Here is a 19861-nt window from a genome sequence, read left to right as displayed (position 1 = left end):
CCCCCCCCCCCCCCCCCCCCCCCCCCCCCCCCCCCCCCCCCCCCCCCCCCCCCCCCCCCCCCCCCCCCCCCCCCCCCCCCCCCCCCCCCCCCCCGGTTCCGATCCGAGTGGTTCCGGGGGGTCAGACCCCGGCGCGCTCGGGGGTCTCCGACTCCGCCATCTTCCGCAGCACGGGCGTACGCGGCGCGTGGGCCGCCTTCAGCCCGAGCAGGGAGACCGCCGCGACCAGGACGAAGGCCGCTCCGGCGATGGCGAAGCTCAGCGTGAACTGGCTCTCCTCGGGCAGCGTGGGCATCCCGGCCGGGAGCTTGATGGTCTTCGACGCGAGCAGCGAGGTGATGGTGGCGCTCGCGATGGCGCTGCCGACCGAGCGGGAGATGGAGTTGATGCCGTTGGCGATGCCCGTCTGGTGGGCCGGGACGCTGGCGACGATGAGCGCCGGCATGGCGGCGTACCCGAAGCTGATCGCGAGGCCGACGACCATGCCCGCGCCGATCACCGAGGCGGTGGTGCCGTGCGCCAGGGTCAGCCAGGCGAAGCCGATCACACCGAAGGCGGCACCGGCGGCCAGCGTGACGCGGGCCCCGATCCGGCGGACCAGGACGCCGCCGAACTGGGCGCCCACCAGCGAGACGAGGGTGGTCGGCAGGAGGTAGACGACCGAGGCGTCGAGCACGGAGGCGCCGAAGCCGTAGCCGGCCAGCTGCTCGGGCATCTGCACCAGGTACGAGACGCCGATGAACTGGGCGAACATCGCGAAGCCGAGCAGCAGGCCCGCCAGGTTGGTGAAGAGCACGGGGCGGTGCGTGAACATCTCCATGTCCACCATCGGCTCCTTCACCTTCTTCTCGGTGAACACCCACACGCCCGCCATCACGACGGCGGCGGCGAAGCTGCCGAGCACGCGGCCGGACGTCCAGCCCCACTCGTGGCCCTGCGAGATCGGCAGGAGCAGCAGCACGAGGAGCGCCGCGAGGGTGAGCGCGCCGAGCCAGTCGGTGCGGCCGCCCGTCTTCGAACGCGAGGCGGGCACGACGAACAGCACGCCGACGAGCGCCACCACGGCGAGGACGACGGCGAGCCAGAAGACCCGGTGGTAGTCGGGGTCGGAGCCCTGCGTGAGCAGGCCCGCGCCGACCAGGGCGAGGCCGCTGCCGAACGCGAGCGTGCCGCTGACCAGGGCCATCGCGCCGTGCAGCTTCTCCGGCTTGATCTCCTCACGCAGCACGGACAGCGCGAGCGGGAAGATCGCGGTGGCCGCGCCCTGCATCACACGGCCGACGATGAGCCAGGTCAGCGAGGTCGTGGTGGCGGCGAGGACGGAGCCCGCGATCATCACGAGCAGCACGCCGACCAGGGTCGGCTTCTTGCCGTGCATGTCGCCGAAGCGGCCGAGGAGGGGCGTGAAGACGGCGGCGGACAGCAGCGTGGCCGTGGTCACCCAGCTGACGTTGGCGGTGGTGGCGTCCAGCTCGCTCTGGATGATCCCGAGGATCGGGACGACCAGCGTCTGCATCATCGAGACGACCATGGCGGCGAGCCCGAGCACCAGGACGACCGCGGTCTGCCCGGAAGCCCGTGCGGGGGCCGTGTGCTGTGCGTGAGACACGGAAACTCTTTCCCAACTACTTAAGAACCTAGAAGCTTGAGAACTTCAAGTAATGCCTTTACGGTAGACGTCAATATTTGAGATGGTCAAGTTTCTGGGCGTAAGGTGGATCACATGCCAGGACACCCGCGCGTCGGCACGGGCCAGCTCATGGAGCTGCTCTCGGTGTCGCTAGGCGCCTACTACGGCGATTTCACGGCCGCGGCCACCCGTGAGAACCTCACGGCGAGCCAGGCCAAGACGCTCACCGTGCTGCGCCGCGGCCCCGCCGCGATGCGCGTGCTCGCCGAGACGCTGGCCTGCGACGCCTCCAACATGACGGGCATCGTGGACCGCCTCGAGAAGCGCTCGCTGGTCCGCCGCGAGCCGAGCCCCGGCGACCGCCGCGTCAAGAACGTCGTCCTCACCCCCGAGGGCGAGCAGACCATCGACACCATCCGCGCCACCATGCACACGACGACGGCGGGCCTCGCCACGCTCGACGACGAGGAGAGGGCGACGCTGTACGCCCTCCTCGGGCGCGTGTTCACGGGCAAGGAGGGCTAGCGCCCGCCCCGTGCCGCCGCCCCGCCCCCGGGAAAGGCCCGCTCCACGAACGACGCGATGTGCGCGTGCAGGGCGCTCGCCGCGCCGTCGCCGTCGCCCGCCAGGGCGAGCCGCAGGATCTCGCGGTGCTCGGCGGCCTCGCGCCGCCAGGACGGCTCGGCGGCCCAGGCGACCGCGGAGACCAGCGCGGCCTGGTCACGGACCTCGTCGAGCATCCGCCCGAGCAGCGGGTTGCCGCACGGCAGATACAGGGCGCGGTGGAACTCCCTGTTGGCGAGGGAGCGTTCGGCGCTGTCCGCGGCCTCGTCGGCACGGGCCAGCGCCTCGGCCGCCGCGTCCAGGCAGGCCTCGCCGCGCACCGTGCGCCGCAGCGCCTCCGGTTCGAGGAGCAGCCGTACGTCGTAGACCTCATGCGCCATGTCCGCGTCCACCGTGCGGACCGTGACGCCCTTGTACTGGTTCATCACGACGAGCCCGGTACCGGCCAGCGTCTTGAGCGCCTCGCGCACCGGCGTCTTGGACACCCCGAACGACGCGGCGAGCTCGGCCTCGACCAGGGGCTGCCCCGGCGTCAACTGCCCGGTGAGGATGCGGTGTTTGATCGCCTCCTGCACGAACTGGGTGCGGGAGGGGATCGGTACGGGCGCGGAGGTCATGCCTGCCTCTCGGCTCTCACGTATCACGTCTCATATATGGCGTACGACTGAACGGGTCGAAGGTAGAAGCGGGGTGACGGTTCGTCAATGCCACCGGTCGTCGATGCCACGAGGCGCCCATGCCACCGGTCGTCCATGCCACCGGCGAAGAATCAGGCCGTCCGCTCACTGGAGCAGGTCCCCGAGGACCGACACGCCCTCCCGGATGTCCGACGGCGTGCTCGCCGCGTAGCCGAGGACGAGGCCGGGCCGCCCCGGGCGCTGGGCGTGCCAGGACAGGGGCTGCACCTTGACGCCGCGTTCCAGTGCGGCCGCGGCCAGCGCGGTGTCGTCGCGGCCGGGCTCCAGGGTGACCGTCAGGTGCAGGCCCGCGGCGGCGCCGTGGACGACGGCTCCCGGCAGCCGGTCCGCGAGCGCCGCGATCATGGCGTCCCGGCGGCCGCGGTGGCGTCGGCGCAGGAACCGCAGATGCCGCTCCAGCTCACCGGACTCCATGAGGTGGGCGAGGACCAGCTGGGGCAGGGCCGCGTTGCCGAGGTCGGCGAAGCGCTTGGCGTCGACGAGGGCGTCCCGGTAGCGGCGCGGGGCGAGCAGCCAGCCCACGCGCAGGGCGGGCGCGAGGAGCTTGGAGACGCTGCCCGCGTACGCGACGTGGTCGGCGAGGGTGGAGCGCAGCGCGGGCACGGGCGGGCGGTCGTAGCGGTGCTCGGCGTCGTAGTCGTCCTCGATGATCAGTCCGCCGTCCCGGGCCCAGTCCGTGAGTTCGCGGCGCCGGACGCCGTCGAGGACGACGCCGGTCGGGAACTGGTGGGCGGGGGTGAGCAGCGCGACCCGGGCTCCGGTGGCGCGCAGCGCGTCGACGCGGACGCCCCGCTCGTCGACGGGCACGGGCGGCGACTGGAGGCCGGAGTTGCGCAGGTGCTGCCGGATGCCCAGGGAGCTGGGGTCCTCGAGGGCGACCTGTGTGACGCCCTCGTCCTTGAGGACCAGGGCCAGCAGGCCGAGCGCCTGGGCGGTGCCCGCGACGACGAGGACCTCGTCCGGGTCGGCGGCGATCCCGCGGTTCAGGGCGAGCCAGCGGGCGACGGCGCGGCGCAGCGCCGGGGTGCCGCGGGGGTCGCCGTAGCCGAAGTCCGACGGTACGAGTCCGGCGAGCACCGCGCGCTCGGCGCGCAGCCACGCCGCGCGGGGGAACGCGGCGAGGTCGGGCAGGCCCGGTGAGAGGTCGACGCGGGCGGGTGCGGCGCGGAGCGCGTCGAAGACGCCGGTGTCGAGGGGGTCGTCGAACAGCGCCCGCTCCCCTGACGCGCTGTCACGCACCCCCGTCCGGCGCGCCGCGCCCCTGCGCTCCCCGGCCCCGCGCTCTCCCGCCCGTCGCCCCACCTGACCGGACCCCGCCCGGCCACCCTCCGTCGGCCGGGCGAGCGGCGCCGCCAGAACCACGGTCCCGGCGCGCCCCCGCCCCTCCACGTGCCCGTCCTCCGTCAGCCGCCGGTACGCCTCGGTCACCACACCCCGCGAGACGCCCAGCTCATCGGCGAGCACCCGGGTGGCGGGCAGCCTGCTCCCGGGCGGCAGCAGCCCCTCGGCCACGGCCCGCCGGATCTGCCGGGCCAGCCAGTCCGCCATCCCGCCCCTGGGGGCGTCGGCCGGGTTCAGCTGCAGGAAGTCGGAGGCGGCCACGGTCCTGCCGAGCAGCGTTATGGACCTGTCGGAGGGAGATCCATTGGACCTGTTCATGGATCCATTGTGGCGGGAGAGTCAAGCCATGGAGTTCCTGCTGACCACGCTCATCCTGACCGTGACGCCCGGCACCGGCGTGCTGTTCACCGTCGCGGCCGGTCTCTCACGGGGCACCCGGGCCGGTGTCGTGGCGGCCGTGGGGTGCACCGTGGGCATCGTGCCGCACATGCTGGCCGCGCTCACGGGTCTCGCCGCGCTGCTCAACACCAGTGCCCTCGCGTTCCAGACGCTCAAGTACCTGGGGGTGGCGTATCTGCTCTTCATGGCATGGAGGACGCTGCGCGACAAGAGCGACCTCGCGGCCGAGCGGGACGGCGCGCCGCGCTCGGTCGCCGACGTCATCGGGTCGGCCATCCTCATGAATCTGCTCAACCCGAAGCTCACCGTCTTCTTCTTCGCCTTCCTGCCGCAGTTCGTCGACAAGAACGATCCCCACAGCTTCCTGCGCATGGCCGAACTCAGCGCCTGTTTCATGCTGGTGACGCTCGTGGTGTTCACGCTGTACGGGGTGTTCGCCGCGGCGGTGCGCGACCACGTGATCGGGCGGCCCCGGGTCATGGCGTGGCTGCGGCGCGTCTTCGCGGGCGCGTTCGCCGCGCTCGGCCTCAAGCTCGCCCTCCTCTGACCACGCCCCGCATCGCCCCGCCGCCCCCGGCCCCCTGCCCGCGCATCTCCCGCCCCCTCCTCCCGACCTCCCCGCCCCCACCCGCCCTCTCCCGAACGGAAACACCGTGCACTTCCAGCATGCGAGCGACGTCTGGCAGGACTTCCCCCAGCTGGTCCCCGGAGTGATCGCCACTCGGGGCATCACCGCCGACGTGTCGGTCGACCGGCCCGTCGCCGCGTTCGGCGCGGCGGCCGCCGAACGGCTCGCCGCCACGCAGGAGAGCGGCCTGCCCGAGGTGCGGGCCTGGCGGCGCGCCTTCGCCGCGATGGGCCTCAAGCCGACCCAGTACCGCTGCGCCTCCGAATCCCTCCTGCGCCGCTTCCGCAAGGAGGGCTCCCTGCCCCGCATCCACCCCCTGATCGACCTCTGCAACGCCGCGTCCCTCGCGTACGGCATCCCGGTCGGTGTCTTCGACGTCTCCCTCATCTCCGGGGATCTCGAAGTCCGGTACGCCGACGGCGACGAGGTCTACGAGACGTTCGCCGGGTCGGAGGAGCATCCCGACCCACGCGAGGTGATCTTCGCCGACGACGCCCGCCGTGCCCACGCCAGGCGCTGGACCAACCGGCAGAGCGGCCACTCCGCGGTCCGCGACACCACGACGGACGTCCTGATCGTGGTGGAGGCGCTGCACGAGTCGGCTCCGGCGGACGTGGCGAAGCTGATGGACGCGCTGACGGCGGAGCTGCGCGGGGTCTGGGGCGTCGAGACCACGTCGGCGGTGCTGTCCCGGTCGGCGCGGCGCTTCGAGTTCTGAGGCCCGACCGACACCTCAACTCCCGTACTCCACCAGGTCGGTGGGCAGCACCACGCGCCGGTACGCGCCCGCTCCCCCGCCCTTCCGCTCCCGTATCCGCTCCATGAGGAGGCGCCCCGCCGCGCGCCCCAGCTCGTCGCTGTCGTACGTGACGAGGGTGAGCGGCAGCCCCAGCGCGTCGGCGAGTTCGAAGTCGTCGAAGCCCGCGAGGGCGGTGTCCGCGCCGGTGGCACGCAGGGCCCGGAACGCTCCTATGGTGTTGCGGTTGTTGGAGCAGAACAGCGCGGTCGGCGGCTCGGGCAGGGCGAGGAGTTCGGCGGCGGCGCGCTCCGCCTCGGCCGGTTCGGTCTGGCCCTGGCGGACGAGGCGGGTGCGGGCGGGCACGCCCGCGGCGGCGTGGGCGGCGTGGTATCCGCGCAGCCGCTCGGTGCCGGTGTACACGGCGGGCGGTGAGCCGAGGAAGCCCACGCTGCGGTGGCCGTGGGCCAGCAGCCGGGCGGTCGCCGCGCGGGCGCCGCCGAAGTCGTCGACCAGGACGCAGTCGGCGTCGAAGCCCTCGGGCGGGCGGCTCGCGAGGACCACGGGGACGCCCTCGGCCGCCGCCGCGGCGAGGTGGCGCTGGTCGGAGCCCGCGGGCACGGCGATGATGCCGTCGACGCGCCGGGCCACCAGGTCGGCCACCAGGTCCCGTTCGCCGTCCAGGTCCTGGCCGGTGTTGCCGATGACCGTCTTCAGACCGTCGGCCGCGACGACGGAGTCGACGCCGAGGGCGAGCCGCGAGTAGAAGGGGTTGGCGAGGTTGGTGACGACCAGGCCGACCAGGCCCGTGCCGAGGCCGAGGCGCAGGCTGCGGGCCACCTCGTTGGGCCGGTAGCCGAGGGCGGCCGCCGCCGCGCGGACGCGGTCGCGGGTGGCGGGCAGCACGCGCGGGTCGTCGCGCAGGACCCTGGACGCCGTCATCGCGCTCACCCCGGCCCGCTCGGCGACGTCGCGGAGGGTGGGGGGCTGCCCGGCCCCGGGGTCTCGTGGTACGGGCATGGGGCTCGCGTTCCTCTCGTCCTGCCGGGCCCCGGCGGCGCGCTCCTCGCGTGCTCCGACGGCCCGGTCCTCTGCGTACCCCGACGGCCCTGCTCTCACCCCGCTCCCGCGTACGCCCCGGCCCCCACGAGCCCCGCGTCCGCACCCAGCGCGCCCACGCGGACGCAGACCGACGTGTCCCCCAACGCGCGGCGCAGCGAAGGCCCGACGAGGTCCCAGGACCGGGCCAGGCCCCCGCCCACCACGAGGGCCGTGGCCCCGAAGTCCCGCACGTGCGGGGCGAGGACCGTGCCGAGCGTGGTCAGGGCCTCGTGCAGGACGCGGCCCGCGCGCGCCTCGCCCGCGCGGGCCCGTCCGGCGATGTCGTGCAGCTCCGCGCGGCGGTCACCGTAGCGGGCGAGGAGCGCCCGGCGCGACACCGACTCCTCCAGCGGCCGCCCGTGCGCGGTCACCAGGTCGATGCGACCGAGCGGCGGCACCCCCGGTCCCTCGTGGCACACCCGCCCGTCCACGAGGAACGCCGAGCCCACCCCCGTGCCCAGCGTGACGCCCACGCAGCGCCGGTGCCCGCGTGCCGCCCCCGCCGACCACTCGCCGAGGGCGAAGGCGTGGGCGTCGTTGAGGAACAGGGCCCCACGGGGGCGCGGCCACACGCCGTCGAGCAGGACCGACCCCACGTCGATGCCGTACAGGTCGTCGAACTTGCCCACGCCCTCGAAGCGTGCGATGCCCTTGTCGTAGTCGAAGGGGCCGGGCACGGCGACGCCCCACAGCGCGGCGGCGGGCGCGTCGAGCCGGGTGGCGCAGCGCACCACCGTGCCGAGGACGTGCTCGGCGGTGCCGCGCGGGTCGAGGTCCCGGTGCGCGCGGCGCAGCACGCGAGCCCGTCCGGGGTCGACCAGCGCGGCGGTCACATGGGTGCCGCCGATCTCGAGGACGGCCCGCATCAGCGGCCCGCGTCCCGGCGGGGCGGGCCCGGGCGGCACGCCTGCGCGGCCGCCGCCAGGGGCCGGACCAGCGCCTTCACCACCTTCGCCGCCCCGCCACGTGCCGCGATCCGGTACGCGCCGACGGCCGCGGGCACGGTGAGCGTCTCCGCGTACGCGAGCGGGTGCCGGTCCCCCGCCGCCGTCAGGATCTCCACGCCCTCGCCCGCCACGACGTTCAGGACGTGGAAGCGGCCCGCCGTGTCGTCGTCGGCGACGGCGCCCGGGTCCAGGGCGTACCGCCGTACTTCGAAGAACATCTCCGGCAGCGCGCCGATGACGTCCTCGTGCCAGCCGTCGCCGGAGCGCAGCAGGCGGGGTTCCTGGACGAGGTCGCGGGCGACGGCCTCGCCGCGGCGGTCGGTGTCGAGGTTCGCGAGGCCGTGCTCGTAGGGGAGTTGGCGGGGGTTGCCGTCGGCGTCGGGGCGCAGCCAGTCGTAGAAGCGCAGGCTGTAGAGGTAGGGGGTGGCGCTTATCTCCAGGACGAGGTTGCCGGCGCCGCCTGCGTGCGGGGTGCCCGCGGGGATCATGAAGAGGCGGCCCTGTTCGGCGGGGAAGGTCAGGATGTGGTCCTCGGGGTCCATCGGCACGCCGTCCTGCGCGGCTTCCTCGATCTCCTTGCGGAACAGGTCGACGTCGGCGTCCTCGCGCAGCCCGAGGAAGACCCGGCCGCCGGGGCCGCCGTGTGTCAGGTAGTACGTCTCGTGCTGGGTGTAGGGCCAGCCGAACCGTTCGCGCATGTACCGCTCGCGGGGGTGGCAGTGCACGGACAGGTTCCCGCCGTCGACGGTGTCCAGGTAGTCGAAGCGGATCGGGAAGGACGTGCCGAAGCGGGCGTGCACGTCGGGGCCGAGCAGCTGGCCGGGGTGCAGGACACACAGGAGCTGGAAGGGGATCTCGGCCTGCAGGGCGGAGCCGGTGCCGACGAGGACTCCCGCTTCGGGGGCGATGAGTTCGTAGCCGAGGGCGGTGTTGCGGGCGCCGGGGTCGAAGCCGAGGACGCGCTGGGCCCAGTGCCCGCCCCACGGCGTCGAGTTGAAGTACGGGCGGGTGCGCACGGGGCGCCGGGCGAGGGCGCGGAGCGTCGCGCGCAGGCCGGGGCCGTCGAGGTACACGGGGTGGCCCGGGTCCTGGGTGTCGAGCCAGGCATCGACGCGCGGGGCGAGGGCGTCGCGGTGGCGGTCGAGCATGGGCCAGTCGATGTAGAACAGGCGCCTGAGGTCGGCCGGTTCGCCGGGGAGCCCGAGGTTGTCTCCGCGGCCCGCGGCGACGGCGGCCTCCGCGTACCGCTTGGGCACGTCCGCGTACCAGAGGCGGTCGTGCGGGACGAGGGCCGCGCCGGGGCCGTGCACGAGCAGCAGGCCGTCCGCGGGCGGCTCCGGCCAGGGCAGGGCGTCGAAGAGGTCGGTGAGGGGGTTGTCGGCGAGGGCGCGGTAGTAGGGGTCGCCGGTGCCGTCGTCGGTGCGGCGGCGCACCTCGTCGGGCGGGGCGTGGTGCGCGGTCACGTCGAGGGTGTCCACGCGCACGCCGGTGGCGGCGAGTTCGGCGGTGAGGCGGGCGACGAGGCGGGGGAAGTCCACGGACGGCGGCCCGTCGACGGCGACCGTCGACGGGCCCTCGGGCAGCTGTGCGGCCACGGCGCGCCATCCGGCGGCCATCACGGCCCCCGGTGCCGGGCCGTAACGCGGGTCGAGCCGGTACACGCGTTCTCCTTCGTGCGGAGGTTCCTGCGGTGCTTCCTGCGGTGCTTCGTGCGGTGCTTCGTGCGGTGCTTCGTGCGGTGCCTCGTGCGGTGCTTCGTGCGGTTTTTCCTGCGGTGCTCAGGGCGAGGGCGCGCGCTGGTTCGCGCCGTGCTTCAGGGGCGTACGAGAAGCAGGGCCGCCGTCGCGAGGGGCGGGACGGCGAGCGTCGTCGTGCCGTCCGTGTGGTCGAGTGCGGCGCCCTTCGTGCCGAGGTAGTCCGCCCGGTACGCGGCGGCCACCGGGAAGCGGGTCAGGACGCGGCAGTCCACCGCCTCGTGCGCGAACGACTGCAGGCGAAGCAGCACCTCACCGGGCCGCGGCACCGTCGCGCCGACGAGGCGCACCCGCGGGTCGTCCAGCTCGACGAAGGCGTGCGCAGCCGCGCCGGAGGCGACCGGACCCCGTGCCCGGACCGCCCGCAGGGGGCGGCTGAACGCGGCGGCGGTGCGCGGCCCGAGCCCGTCGGCTGTGGGCGCGCACGCGAGGCTGTAGCGGAACGTGAGCTCGAAGCCCTGGGCGCTCGGGAAGTTGGTGTCCCACAGGTTGTTGTGGATCCAGGAGAAGACGGTGGCGGGCTCGTCGTGGCCCATCGTCTTCGGGAACGGCGCGTACGGCAGCGCGACGTTGCCGAACTGCACGAGCGGCGCGTCCTGCGAGGACCACGCGACCGCTCCCCCGCCGTCCGCGAGGGTCACCCAGCGGCGCACGGCCCGCATGTGGCGCGCGGATCCGGGCACCACCGGCAGGCCGGTGCCGGTGACGCCGCCGGAGGCCTCCATGCGGACGACCGGGTCGTCGAAGGCGAAGGGGAACGCGAAGTAGGCGCTCTCCTTGCCCAGGGTGCGGTCCTTGTCGAGGCGGTTCTCGATGTCGAGGCGGGGCACCCCGCGCGGCAGGGTCAGCGTGGTGCGCAGCCGATTGGCGCCCGCCGGGCGGGTCTCGTAGGTGAGGGTCTCCGCGGTCGCCGTGGAGTGCCGGGCGATCAGGGCGGCGGGCGGGGCGACGGCCCGGGTCCCGAGGTGTTCGAGGCGGTCGGACGCGGTGGTGCGGCTGGAGTTGTGGTTGAAGCCCCCGGAGGTGGTGTAGCTGTCGTGGAAGTAGCCGTTGAAGCCGACGACGGGGTCGGTGCGGACGAGTTCACGTCCGGTCGACTTGTCGATGACCGAGGCGACACAGGCGTGCGCGAGGTCGACGCGGACGGCGAGGTGCTCGTTCTCCAGGAGCGTCGGGTCGGGGTGGACGAGGGCCTGTGCGGCGGTGTCGGCGGGATCCTCGCGTTCGGTGCCGCCGGTCGGGTTCCAGCCGGTGGCCGCCTTGACGACGGGGGTCGCTGCGGTGTCGCGGGGGTCGGTGTCGGCGGCGACGACCTCGACGCGTACGGAACCGGCGGGCGGCACCTCGTCGACCCGCACGACGAGGAACCGCCCGGCGTCCCGGTGGTCCTCGTTGGTCTGCGCCCGCTCCTCGTGCGCGAGCCGCCGGCCGCTGCGGCCGTCCCGAACGGCCACAGCCTGGGCCGGCGGCACGCTGCTCTCCGGCAGGAAGATCCGCACGACGTCCGTGCGCGGCCAGGAGCAGGTGTTGACGACGTGGTACGTGGCGAGGGCGCCCGGCGCGGCGGCCAGCCGCTGGCCGAGCCGGGCGCTCGCCCGGTGCAGCAGCGACGTGCCGTCGTCGTGGGCGCGCAGCGCCTGCCCGTACTTCCAGTGCCACTGCTGCTCGCCGCTGTGGCCGCCCTCGTCGCCGTGCGTCCACGGGTCGCCGGCGCCCCAGGTGTGCTCGTCGAAGAGCGACACCGCTTCGTAGACCCCGGCGGCGTCCCGCGTGTCGTCCTCGGCCCCCGTGGCGTCGAGGAGGGACGCGAACGCGCCGATGGTCTGGGCGTCGGCGACCGCGGACTGGGCGGTGCGGGCCAGGGACAGGGGCTGTGCCCCCGCGCCCACCCCGTCGACCCACCAGTCGGTCCAGTCGCCTTCGAAGGTGGCGATCTCGTCGCCGAGCCTGGCCTCGGCGTCGAGGAAGAAGTCCTCGTTGCGGGAGAGCCGGAGGCGGGGGTAGGCCCAGGTCTCGTTCCACCGCCGCACGGTGTCGGCGATGACGCGGCGCGGCGGCGCGTTGTCGCCGAACTTGCCCTGGACGCGCAGGTGCAGGACGTCCCAGGGGTAGGGCTCGCGCTTGATGTCCTCCTGGTCCATGGCCCAGCCGAAGATGCCGCCGCGATAGGGGTAGGGGTGGCTCGCCAGGGACGTCAGATAGGCGGGCAGCAGGTCGTCGACGTCGGCGTAGGCGGTGTCGAAGCCGAGCAGCGGGCCTTCCATGTAGGCGAGTCCGTGCGGGGTGTCGGTCATCCACACCAGGACGCTGTTGCCGCTGGGCGCGCGCCAGCGGAAGAGGCGGGGCAGTTTCTCGCCGCCGACCAGGTGCGGCACCGAGCGGCCCGCCCAGTTGTGGGCGACGGACAGATAGCTGACGCCCGCCGCGGCGAGGGCGTCGACGAGGCCCACCACCGCGCCGGGCACGTCGGTCTGCATCGCGGAGGTGAAGCGCACGCCGTAGCGGTCGCGGATGTCGTGGGCCAGGCGCAGGAGTTCGTGCAGCTCGTCCGTGGAGCAGGTCTCGGTGTGCAGGTTGAACGGCAGCGCCGTCAGCTCGATGCGCCCCTCCCCCACCCGGCGTATCAGCTCGTCGACCTGCTCCGCGGGACGGGACCGCGCCCACTGCTCGAAGGACCACAGCGACTCCACGCACCAGCGGAACCGCGACTCGGCGGGCCAGTCGTCGGTGGCCCGCGTCAGCTCCAGGCAGGAGTCGAGGAACGACAGGTGCTCGTTCAGGACCAGTCCCTGCGGGTCGGTGTACCCGATGTCGAGGTGCGAGTGGTGCACCAGGTGGATGGTCCACTGCCGCTGCGGCGAAAGCTGTACGCCGATGCCCTCGCCGCCGTCGGGCAGGGCGACGGTGACGCGGGTGGGCGCGGTGACGGCGGGCAGGAGCAGCCGCACGGCGGGGCCGGGCCCGGGGACGCGCTCGGTGCGCAGCGCGGTCCCCGACTCGGTGCGCACCTCCAACTCGCCCGGTAACGCTGCCCCGTTGACGGGTTCGACGCGCAGCGACTGCAGCAGCGTGCCGTCGGCGGCGCGGCGCATCAGGGGCTCCTCGGTGAGCCGCAGCACGCGGCCGTTCAGCGCTCCCTCGGCGCTGACCACTCCGGCGCGCAGGCTCGCGCGGATGCGGTCGTTGTCCCAGTCGGTGGTGCGGACCAGGGCCCGTGTGGTCATACGGATCTCTCCCGGGGCGGTCGGCGGGGCAATCGGGGTCGGACAGCGGGCGGTCAGCGGGCGGATGCGGTGATGCCGCGCAGGAACAGGCCGCGGAACACCAGGAAGAGCAGCAGGGTGGGCGCGGACACGATCAGCGCGCCCGCGAGGATCACGGGCGGGCCCGCGGAGGAGTAGGCGTTGTTGAGGGTGGTGAGGGCGGCCATGACGGGCTGGACGTCGGCGCTGCGGCTGAGGGTGATGCCGAGCAGCAGGTCGTTCCAGACGGCGGTGAACTGGAAGATGAAGGCGGCGCCGAGCCCCGCCCGCATCAGGGGCACGTGGATCTGCCAGAAGATCCGCCCGAAGGACGCCCCGTCGATCAACGCGGCCTCCGTCAATTCCGGTGGCATCGTGGTCATCTGATTGCGGATCAGGAAGAAGGCGAAGGGGATCGCCCAGGCGATGTACACCAGCATCAGGCCGAGCCTGGTGTCGTACAGGTTGGCGTCGGCGTACAGGCCGAAGAGCGGCGCGAGGAAGATCTGGAGCGGGAACAGCGTCCCGGAGTAGATCAGCCAGAACCAGAACGCGGGCCTGGGGAGGGGCAGGACGACGACGGCGAAGGCCGCCATCGCGGCGACGAGCACGGCGAGCAGGCCGCACACGACGGAGTACAGGAGCGAGGCCTGGAAGCTGTCCCCGATGCCCACCTCGGTCCAGGCGGTCCGGGCGTTGTCGACGAAGGCGAAGCCCTGGAAGGTCCAGTCGGGCCTGCCCTCGTACGCGGTGGACGGCGTCAGCGCGTTGACGATGAGCAGATACAGCGGGATCAGCCACAGCGCCACGCATCCTGCGACGAAGAGACGACGTACGACGCGTCCCACGGCCACCCCCTCCTCAGGCCTTCGCCCAGCCGGTGTCGGGCATCTGGTGGCGCAGATACGCCCAGGACGAGGCGACGACGATCATGGAGAGGACCAGGGCGATCGCCGAGCCGTAGCCCACGTGGAAGAGCCGGAACGCCTCGCGGTACATGGTCAGGGCGAGGGTCTCCGAGGACCGCGAGGGGCCGCCCTTGGTGAGGATCCAGATCATGTCGAACGCCTTGAGGCTGTTCACCACGGCCATGCCCACGACCACCACGGTCACCGCCCTCAGCTGCGGAAGGGTGATGTGCCGGAACATCCGCCAGCCGCTCGCCCCGTCCAGTTGGGCGGCCTCGACGGTGTCCCGGGGAATGGCGCGCAGACCGATGGCGAACAGCACGACGTTGATGCCGGTCGCCTGCCAGGTGGACGCGACGATCAGGGCGAGCGTGTTCTGCGGCCACTCAAGGAGCCAGGTCTGCGCCCAGGAGTCCAGGCCGACACCGCGCAGGAACTGGTTGACGGCGCCGTCGGACGTCAGCATGAAGTTCCACAGGACGGCCGTGGCGGCGGTGGAGATCGCGAACGGCAGCACGATGACGAGCTGCGCGACGCCCCCGAACCGCGTCCGGTGCGTGGCGACCGCGATCAGCAGTCCGAGGAGCACCGGCAGGAGCAGTGTCCCGGCCACCCACATCAGGGTGTTGAGCAGCGACCGGCCGAAGATGGGGTCGTCGGCGAGCCGGGTGTAGTTGTCGATTCCGGTGTAGCTGCTCGTGAATCCGTTGTCCTCGAAGAAGCTGCCGTACACGCTGCGGAAGAACGGGTACACCAGCAGGACGCCGACGAAGGCGAAGGCGGGCAGTGCCCAGGGCAGCGCGGCCAGCGGCCCGCCGCGGCGGGCGCGGGGGCGGACGGCCCGGTGGGGCGTGCGGGTGGGGATCCGACGGCGGGCGCGGTGCGCCTTGGCGGCCGTCGCCGCGGCCGGTGCGGGGGTGGTGGTCCCGGTCATGTCCGCGCCGCCTCCCGCCACACCTTCCAGGCCTCGTCGGCTCGCTCCTGCATGGTGCGCAGCACCTTGCGGTACGAGGACGGGTTCAGCAGGAAGCCCGCGAGGTCGTCGACGGTCGCCTCGACCAGCTCGGGCGGGCCCTGTTCCCAGAACCGGTTGAGCAGCCGCAGCCGTTCGCCGCGCACCTTCTCGGCCAGCGAGGCGATGACGGGGTTGGCGGCGGGGACCCGCGGGTTGGGGCAGCCGTCCTGGAGGGTATGCGAGAACGCCTTCAGGACGGTGGGGTGAAGCCAGTTCCTGGTGGCCTCGAGGGCCTCGGTGCGGTCGGGGCCCTTGACGGTGGCGACCAGGGCGCTGGACTCGAAGATGATGGCGGGCCGGGCCGCGGGGTCCGCCATGGGCAGCACGAACGCCCCGACGTTCTTGCCGGGCTTGCCGCCCGCGGCGGTGAGGGTCGAGCCGAGCCAGGTGCCGCACGGCAGCATGCCGACCTTGCCGTGCACGACGGCCGCGGCGGCGTCGACGTGGTTCATGTCCATCGGCGTGAACCAGTCCTTGTCGAAGTACCCGGCGAGGGTGCGCAGGGCGCGTTCGGCGCGCGGGTCGGTGTACTTCTCGCGGCCGTTCATCAAGTCGTCGTAGAACCGCGGGTCCTGGCGGCTGAGGATCTCCTGGAACCAGATGAACGAGGGCCAGCGGCCGTCGGCCGTGCCGTGCAGCGGGGTGACCTCGTTCCGCTTCAGGCGGTCGGCGGCGGTGAGGAAGTCGCCCCAGGTCGCCGGGGGTTTCAGACCGTGCTCCGCGAAGACCTCGGGGTTGTAGAAGAACACCCAGTACGCGAGGTTCATCGGCAGCCCGTACACCCGGCCGCGGTACGTGAACGCCTCCCGCAGGGACCTGTCGGCCCAGCCCCGGCCGACCGCCGTGTCCCACTGGTCGGTGAGGTCGGCGATGCCGCCGGTGCGGGCCAGGTCCTGGAGCCGGTAGCCGGACCAGTACTTGAGCAGGTCCGGGGTCTTCCTCGTCCGCAGCGAGGACTTCACCACCTGCTCGAACGCCTCGAGCGACGGGTTGACCTCCGGGACGAGCCGCAGCCCCGCGACCGATTTCATGGCCGCCCCCGCCGCGGCCATCGGTGCCGACCAGGCCGCGCTGTCCCCGAACACGGCGACCTTCCCCGCCGGTTGGCCCGAGGCGGTGCCGCAGGCGGTGGTGAGGGTGCCGATCGCGGCGGTGCCGATGGTGGCGGCGGACGCGGTGAGGAGGGTGCGGCGGGTGAGGGTGGGCGCGGCGGGCGTGGGTGTGGGCCTGCCGGGTGTGCTCGGCGTACCGGGTGAACTCGCTGTGCTGGGCGTGCTGGGCGTGCGGCCTGACATGGGTGGCCCCCCAGGTGCTTCCCGGGTGTGTCCCGGCCCGGTGTTAGCGTTAACACGAGCGTGATGGAGCGTCGTGGCGACGCGGGCGGATGTCAAGGGAGCGCGGGAGAGACGGGCGGGATCGCGCCAGGGCGCGCCGGAGGGTGCCGAGGGCGAGGCGTCTCGGGTCCCGTCCGACACACCGTCAAACGTGGCCATGCTCACGCTGGTTGAGGGCACGGGTGGGGCCTGGATTCCGCCGGGTCACCCGAATGCCGGAGTCGATGCAACCAGGCGGCGCTCCCGTCGGTCATCCATGCGCACCACCGCACACGCCGACTGTCGACGTACCGAACAAGGGACACCGCACCATGCGTACTCGCTCGCTCCTCGCGCTCACCGCCACGGCCGGGGCCGCACTCCTCACGCTCGCTCCCTCGGCCGGGGCGCAGCCGACCGCCGCCGCCGAGCGCCTGGCGACCTGCAAGGCGTCCGCGCTCACCGTGAAGGCGGCCGCCGCCGCCAAGCCCGGCGTGCTCCGCATCAGCATCAAGAACAAGACCACCAAGGCCTGCGCCGTCGACCGCATCCCGACCGTCACCTTCGGCACGCTGGACGGCGCGGCGCAGCCGGTCCCGGCCACCGAGAGCGCCCCGTACCGCGTCGCCGCGGGCCGCACCGCGTACGCCGCCGTCCGCACCGCCGCCGACCCGAGCGACACCACCGCCCGCCTGGTGGACTTCGTGACCGTCGCGGGCGACCCCTCGATCCGCGGCCGCCAGTTCACCGACGACGCGCTCGGCCTGCCCCAGGGCGTACGGGTGTGGGAGCCGGTGACGACGTGGTGGAAGTCGTCGCGGGCGAAGGCGGACGCGGCGCTGGCGAACGCTACGCGGTGACGTGGAGGCCTGTGGCGGGGGCGCGGTGGCCCCGGGGTGGTGGTGTGGGCGCGGTCACGTGGGCGCGCTGACGCCGAGGACGCGCCGGGTGCCGGGTGCCTCCGGCCACCCCGCACCGCACAAATTCACTTGCCCGGGCGGTGGCCCGCGCCACACGATCCCCGCATGTCGTTCATCCCGCGCGTGCCCCTGAGCACGCTCCCCGCCGCCCCGCTGTCGCCCGCCTCCACCGGTCGTCCGGTGGAGCGGCAGCAGCGGTCCGGCCGACGGTGGGGGCCGACGCTTCCGCGACGGTGACCGGGTATCTGGTCGCTGGCCTCCTCGCCGGGTATGGCATCGCCGTCCCGGTCGGGGCGGTCGCGGCCCACCTGATGGCGCTGACCGCGCGCACCTCGCTGCGGACCGGCGCCTGCGCGGCGCTCGGGGTGGCCACGGCCGACGGCGTGTACGCGCTGGTCGCCACGGTCGCGGGCGCGGCGGCGGCCCCCGTCGTGCGCCCGCTCATCGGCCCGCTGCGCTGGGTCTCCGCGGGCGTCCTCATCGCCTTGGCGCTGCGCTCGGCCACGCAGGCCCTCGCCGCGTACCGCCGACCGCACACGGCCGGACGGACCGAGGAGAACCCGGTGGCTCCCGCCCGGGCGTACACGAGCCTGCTCGCCCTCACGCTGCTCAACCCGATGACCGTCATCTACTTCGCCGCGCTCGTCGTCGGCAGCCAGACCGACGCGGCGCCGGACCGCCTGGGCCAGGCGGTGTTCACCCTTGCCGCCTTCGCCGCGTCCGCGAGCTGGCAACTGCTGCTCGCCGGGGGTGGCGCGCTGGTCGGCCGGGTCCTCACGGGCCGCCGTGGCCGCCTCGGCACGGCGCTGGCGTCCAGCGCGCTTATCGTCGCCCTGGCCGTCCACCTGCTGGTCCCGGCCCCATGACCCCCGCCGGAACCGTCCCCGTCCACCGCCCAGGAGCACCTCGATGACCGCGACCGCCGCCCGCTACCTCTATCTCGCCCGGCACGGCGAGGCATCCCCGGACGAGTCCGAACTGACCGACCGCGGGCGCCGCCAGGCCGTCCTCCTCGGCGAGCGCCTGCGCGGCATCCCGCTGGCGGAGATCAGCCACGGCCCCCTGCCGCGCGCCGCGCAGACGGCAGGCCTCGTCCACGGCCAACTCACCGACGTCCCCCTCACGCTGTCCGAGGCCGCCGGGGACTACATCCCGCACCTGCCGACCCGGGACGAGTTGCCGCGGGACTCGGACGCCACCGTGCTGGACCGGCTCGCCGCCTTCCCCGCGGACGAGCGGGAGCGCGGCCCCGCCCTCGCGCAGGCGGCCCTCGACCGGTTCACCGGCCCCGTCGAGGGGGACGCGCCCCGCCACGAGCTGGTGGTCACCCACAACTTCCTCATCGGCTGGCTGGTGCGCGCCGCGCTCGACGCGCCCGCGTGGCGCTGGCTCGGCCTGAACCACACCAACGCGGGCCTCACCGTGATCCGTTACGCGCCCGGCCGCCCGGCGTCCCTGCTTCTCTACAACGACACCGGGCATCTTCCGCCCGAGCTCCGCTGGACCGGCCTGCCGCCCGAACTGCATGTCTGAGCACGCCGGTCGGCGCCCGACGGCGCCACCCGGCCGTCAGTGGGCGTGCGGTTCGCGCCGGTGCGTGGGGCCGTGGCCGTTGGCGCAGTGGGGTGCCGTCGCGACGCCGGTGGACGCGGACGCCGACGCGGCGGCGGGGTGCGGGGCGTCGTCCTCGTGGTCGATCTGGAGCGTGGTGTGGGTGAGGCCGTACGTCTCGGCGAGGACGTGGTCGAGGTCGCGGCGTACGGCGTGGCAGTCGCCGCCCGGGTGGACGAGGACATGGGCGGACAGGGCGGGCTCGCCGGAGGTGATGGTCCAGACGTGCAGGTCGTGGACCTCCGCGACCGCGGGCGCGGCGGCGAGCCGGTCGCCGATGGCGTCGGGGTCGAGGCCCGCGGGCGCCGCTTCGAGCAGGATGCGGCCGGAGTCGCGCAGCAGCCCGCAGCCCGCCTTGACCATGAGGACGACGACGAACAGCGTGGCGATGGTGTCGGCGCGGGCGAAGCCCGTGGTCATGACGACGACACCGGCGACGGCGGTGCCGATGAACGCGAACAGGTCGTTGAGGATGTGCTGGTAGGCGCCCTCGACGTTCAGCGAGGCGCGGTTGGCCCTGGACAGGCACCAGGTCGCCGCGAGGTTCACGGCGACGCCGGTGAGCGCGGTGGCGAGGACCATCCAGCCGGTGACCTCCGGCGGGTGCAGCAGCCGCACGACGGCCTCGTACGCGAGCCACACCGCGGCGAGCAGCAGGGTGAGGCCGTTGGCCTGCGCGGAGAGTATCTCGACACGCTTGAGTCCGAAGGTGTACGTGCCCTTCGCGGGCCGCGCGGCCAGCCGCATCGCGACCAGGGCGAGGATGATGGAGAAAGCGTCCGTGAGCATGTGGACGGCATCGGACAGAAGCGCAAGCGAACCGGATATGAATGCGATCGCCGTCTCCACCGAAATGAAAACGCCAATCAATACAAGCGCCAGCGAAAGCCACCGCCGGTCGGCGTCGGCGGAGACGCCATGACTGTGCCCGCCATGGCCTCCTGCCTGGTGATCGTGCCCGTCGTGGTGCGTGTGAGCGTGCCCCACAGGAAGGTCCCCCCGGCTGGTCTCGGAATCCGACGCACGGCAGTCAAGCGCAGATCGACGAGGTCCG

17 protein-coding genes are annotated in these 19861 nt (G+C 73.6%); 6 read left to right on the top strand and 11 right to left on the bottom strand.

The window, feature by feature from the left end; genetic code table 11:
* Window positions 1-121: 121 nt before the first annotated feature.
* A complete protein-coding gene (locus ACZ6AA_RS27925; protein WP_468456655.1) occupies window positions 122-1609 on the bottom strand; it encodes an MFS transporter in 1488 nt (495 codons plus the stop codon).
* Window positions 1610-1723: 114 nt separating this feature from the next.
* On the opposite strand from ACZ6AA_RS27925, the gene ACZ6AA_RS27920 reads away from it, so the two are divergent.
* Window positions 1724-2155, top strand: a complete 432-nt coding sequence (locus ACZ6AA_RS27920) for a MarR family winged helix-turn-helix transcriptional regulator (protein WP_471460664.1) — start codon at window positions 1724-1726, stop codon at window positions 2153-2155.
* On the opposite strand, the gene ACZ6AA_RS27915 is transcribed toward ACZ6AA_RS27920, so the two are convergent.
* Window positions 2152-2811 (bottom strand): GntR family transcriptional regulator, encoded by a 660-nt coding sequence (locus tag ACZ6AA_RS27915; protein WP_468456651.1) that lies wholly within the window; start codon window positions 2809-2811, stop codon window positions 2152-2154. The two genes, ACZ6AA_RS27920 and ACZ6AA_RS27915, sit on opposite strands and share 4 nt — an antisense overlap.
* Before the next feature lie 165 nt (window positions 2812-2976).
* Window positions 2977-4551: a MocR-like pyridoxine biosynthesis transcription factor PdxR gene (gene pdxR, locus ACZ6AA_RS27910; RefSeq protein WP_468482776.1), complete on the bottom strand. Its 1575-nt coding sequence runs from the start codon at window positions 4549-4551 to the stop codon at window positions 2977-2979.
* A 28-nt stretch (window positions 4552-4579) separates the two neighbouring features.
* On the opposite strand from pdxR, the gene ACZ6AA_RS27905 reads away from it, so the two are divergent.
* Together ACZ6AA_RS27905 and ACZ6AA_RS27900 are read left to right on the top strand one after the other, a co-directional pair.
* A complete protein-coding gene (locus ACZ6AA_RS27905; protein WP_468456647.1) occupies window positions 4580-5179 on the top strand; it encodes a LysE family translocator in 600 nt (199 codons plus the stop codon).
* A gap of 106 nt (window positions 5180-5285) precedes the next feature.
* Window positions 5286-5978 carry a B3/B4 domain-containing protein gene (locus ACZ6AA_RS27900; RefSeq protein ID WP_471460663.1) on the top strand — a complete coding sequence of 231 codons (693 nt, stop codon included), beginning with the start codon at window positions 5286-5288 and terminating at the stop codon, window positions 5976-5978.
* Window positions 5979-5993: 15 nt separating this feature from the next.
* Here ACZ6AA_RS27900 and ACZ6AA_RS27895 read toward each other — a convergent pair whose 3' ends face one another.
* The 7 genes from ACZ6AA_RS27895 to ACZ6AA_RS27865 all read right to left on the bottom strand — a co-directional run bounded on the left by ACZ6AA_RS27895 (window position 5994) and on the right by ACZ6AA_RS27865 (window position 16258).
* Window positions 5994-7016 (bottom strand): LacI family DNA-binding transcriptional regulator, encoded by a 1023-nt coding sequence (locus ACZ6AA_RS27895; protein ID WP_471460662.1) that lies wholly within the window; start codon window positions 7014-7016, stop codon window positions 5994-5996.
* Between the two features lie 95 nt (window positions 7017-7111).
* Window positions 7112-7963, bottom strand: a complete 852-nt coding sequence (locus tag ACZ6AA_RS27890) for an ROK family protein (RefSeq protein WP_471460661.1) — start codon at window positions 7961-7963, stop codon at window positions 7112-7114.
* Window positions 7963-9705, bottom strand: a complete 1743-nt coding sequence (locus tag ACZ6AA_RS27885) for a class I mannose-6-phosphate isomerase (protein WP_471460660.1) — start codon at window positions 9703-9705, stop codon at window positions 7963-7965. Before ACZ6AA_RS27885 ends, ACZ6AA_RS27890 begins: the two co-directional genes overlap by 1 nt.
* Window positions 9706-9857: 152 nt before the next feature.
* Window positions 9858-13022: a glycoside hydrolase family 38 N-terminal domain-containing protein gene (locus tag ACZ6AA_RS27880; RefSeq protein ID WP_471460659.1), complete on the bottom strand. Its 3165-nt coding sequence runs from the start codon at window positions 13020-13022 to the stop codon at window positions 9858-9860.
* 53 nt (window positions 13023-13075) lie between these two features.
* Window positions 13076-13888, bottom strand: coding sequence for a carbohydrate ABC transporter permease (locus ACZ6AA_RS27875; RefSeq protein WP_471460658.1), 813 nt, complete (start codon window positions 13886-13888; stop codon window positions 13076-13078).
* Window positions 13889-13901: 13 nt separating this feature from the next.
* Window positions 13902-14882 carry a carbohydrate ABC transporter permease gene (locus ACZ6AA_RS27870; protein WP_471460657.1) on the bottom strand — a complete coding sequence of 327 codons (981 nt, stop codon included), beginning with the start codon at window positions 14880-14882 and terminating at the stop codon, window positions 13902-13904.
* A complete protein-coding gene (locus tag ACZ6AA_RS27865) occupies window positions 14879-16258 on the bottom strand; it encodes an ABC transporter substrate-binding protein (RefSeq protein WP_471460656.1) in 1380 nt (459 codons plus the stop codon). The genes ACZ6AA_RS27870 and ACZ6AA_RS27865 overlap by 4 nt, the downstream gene beginning before the upstream one ends.
* A 350-nt stretch (window positions 16259-16608) precedes the next feature.
* Here ACZ6AA_RS27865 and ACZ6AA_RS27860 point away from each other — a divergent pair, with 350 nt between their 5' ends.
* The 3 genes from ACZ6AA_RS27860 (at window position 16609) to ACZ6AA_RS27850 (ending at window position 18729) form a co-directional block, all read left to right on the top strand.
* The gene (locus ACZ6AA_RS27860) at window positions 16609-17136 is read left to right on the top strand and encodes a DUF4232 domain-containing protein (RefSeq protein ID WP_468456630.1); all 528 of its coding nucleotides are present in this window, start codon (window positions 16609-16611) and stop codon (window positions 17134-17136) included.
* A 293-nt stretch (window positions 17137-17429) separates the two neighbouring features.
* Entirely contained in the window at window positions 17430-18062 is a 633-nt protein-coding gene (locus ACZ6AA_RS27855; RefSeq protein WP_468482768.1) for a LysE family transporter, read from the top strand.
* Window positions 18063-18105: 43 nt separating this feature from the next.
* A complete protein-coding gene (locus tag ACZ6AA_RS27850) occupies window positions 18106-18729 on the top strand; it encodes a histidine phosphatase family protein (protein WP_468482767.1) in 624 nt (207 codons plus the stop codon).
* Window positions 18730-18765: 36 nt separating this feature from the next.
* On the opposite strand, the gene ACZ6AA_RS27845 is transcribed toward ACZ6AA_RS27850, so the two are convergent.
* Complete coding sequence (locus tag ACZ6AA_RS27845; protein ID WP_468456624.1) at window positions 18766-19794, bottom strand: cation diffusion facilitator family transporter; 1029 nt, start codon at window positions 19792-19794, stop codon at window positions 18766-18768.
* Window positions 19795-19861 lie beyond the last annotated feature (67 nt).

It is taken from the genome of Streptomyces sp. NPDC040610 (assembly GCF_055594065.1).
This window is presented reverse-complemented; position numbering and strand designations above follow the sequence as displayed.

Bases quoted from the DNA above. Each gene is read 5' to 3' on its own strand.
- ACZ6AA_RS27870 (WP_471460657.1), bottom strand. From the start codon at position 14,882: ATGACCGGGACCACCACCCCCGCACCGGCCGCGGCGACGGCCGCCAAG.
- ACZ6AA_RS27865 (WP_471460656.1), bottom strand. From the start codon at position 16,258: ATGTCAGGCCGCACGCCCAGCACGCCCAGCACAGCGAGTTCACCCGGT.
- ACZ6AA_RS27920 (WP_471460664.1), top strand. From the start codon at position 1,724: ATGCCAGGACACCCGCGCGTCGGCACGGGCCAGCTCATGGAGCTGCTC.
- ACZ6AA_RS27915 (WP_468456651.1), bottom strand. From the start codon at position 2,811: ATGACCTCCGCGCCCGTACCGATCCCCTCCCGCACCCAGTTCGTGCAG.
- ACZ6AA_RS27850 (WP_468482767.1), top strand. From the start codon at position 18,106: ATGACCGCGACCGCCGCCCGCTACCTCTATCTCGCCCGGCACGGCGAG.
- ACZ6AA_RS27860 (WP_468456630.1), top strand. From the start codon at position 16,609: ATGCGTACTCGCTCGCTCCTCGCGCTCACCGCCACGGCCGGGGCCGCA.
- ACZ6AA_RS27895 (WP_471460662.1), bottom strand. From the start codon at position 7,016: ATGCCCGTACCACGAGACCCCGGGGCCGGGCAGCCCCCCACCCTCCGC.
- ACZ6AA_RS27905 (WP_468456647.1), top strand. From the start codon at position 4,580: ATGGAGTTCCTGCTGACCACGCTCATCCTGACCGTGACGCCCGGCACC.
- ACZ6AA_RS27890 (WP_471460661.1), bottom strand. From the start codon at position 7,963: ATGCGGGCCGTCCTCGAGATCGGCGGCACCCATGTGACCGCCGCGCTG.
- ACZ6AA_RS27880 (WP_471460659.1), bottom strand. From the start codon at position 13,022: ATGACCACACGGGCCCTGGTCCGCACCACCGACTGGGACAACGACCGC.
- pdxR (WP_468482776.1), bottom strand. From the start codon at position 4,551: ATGAACAGGTCCAATGGATCTCCCTCCGACAGGTCCATAACGCTGCTC.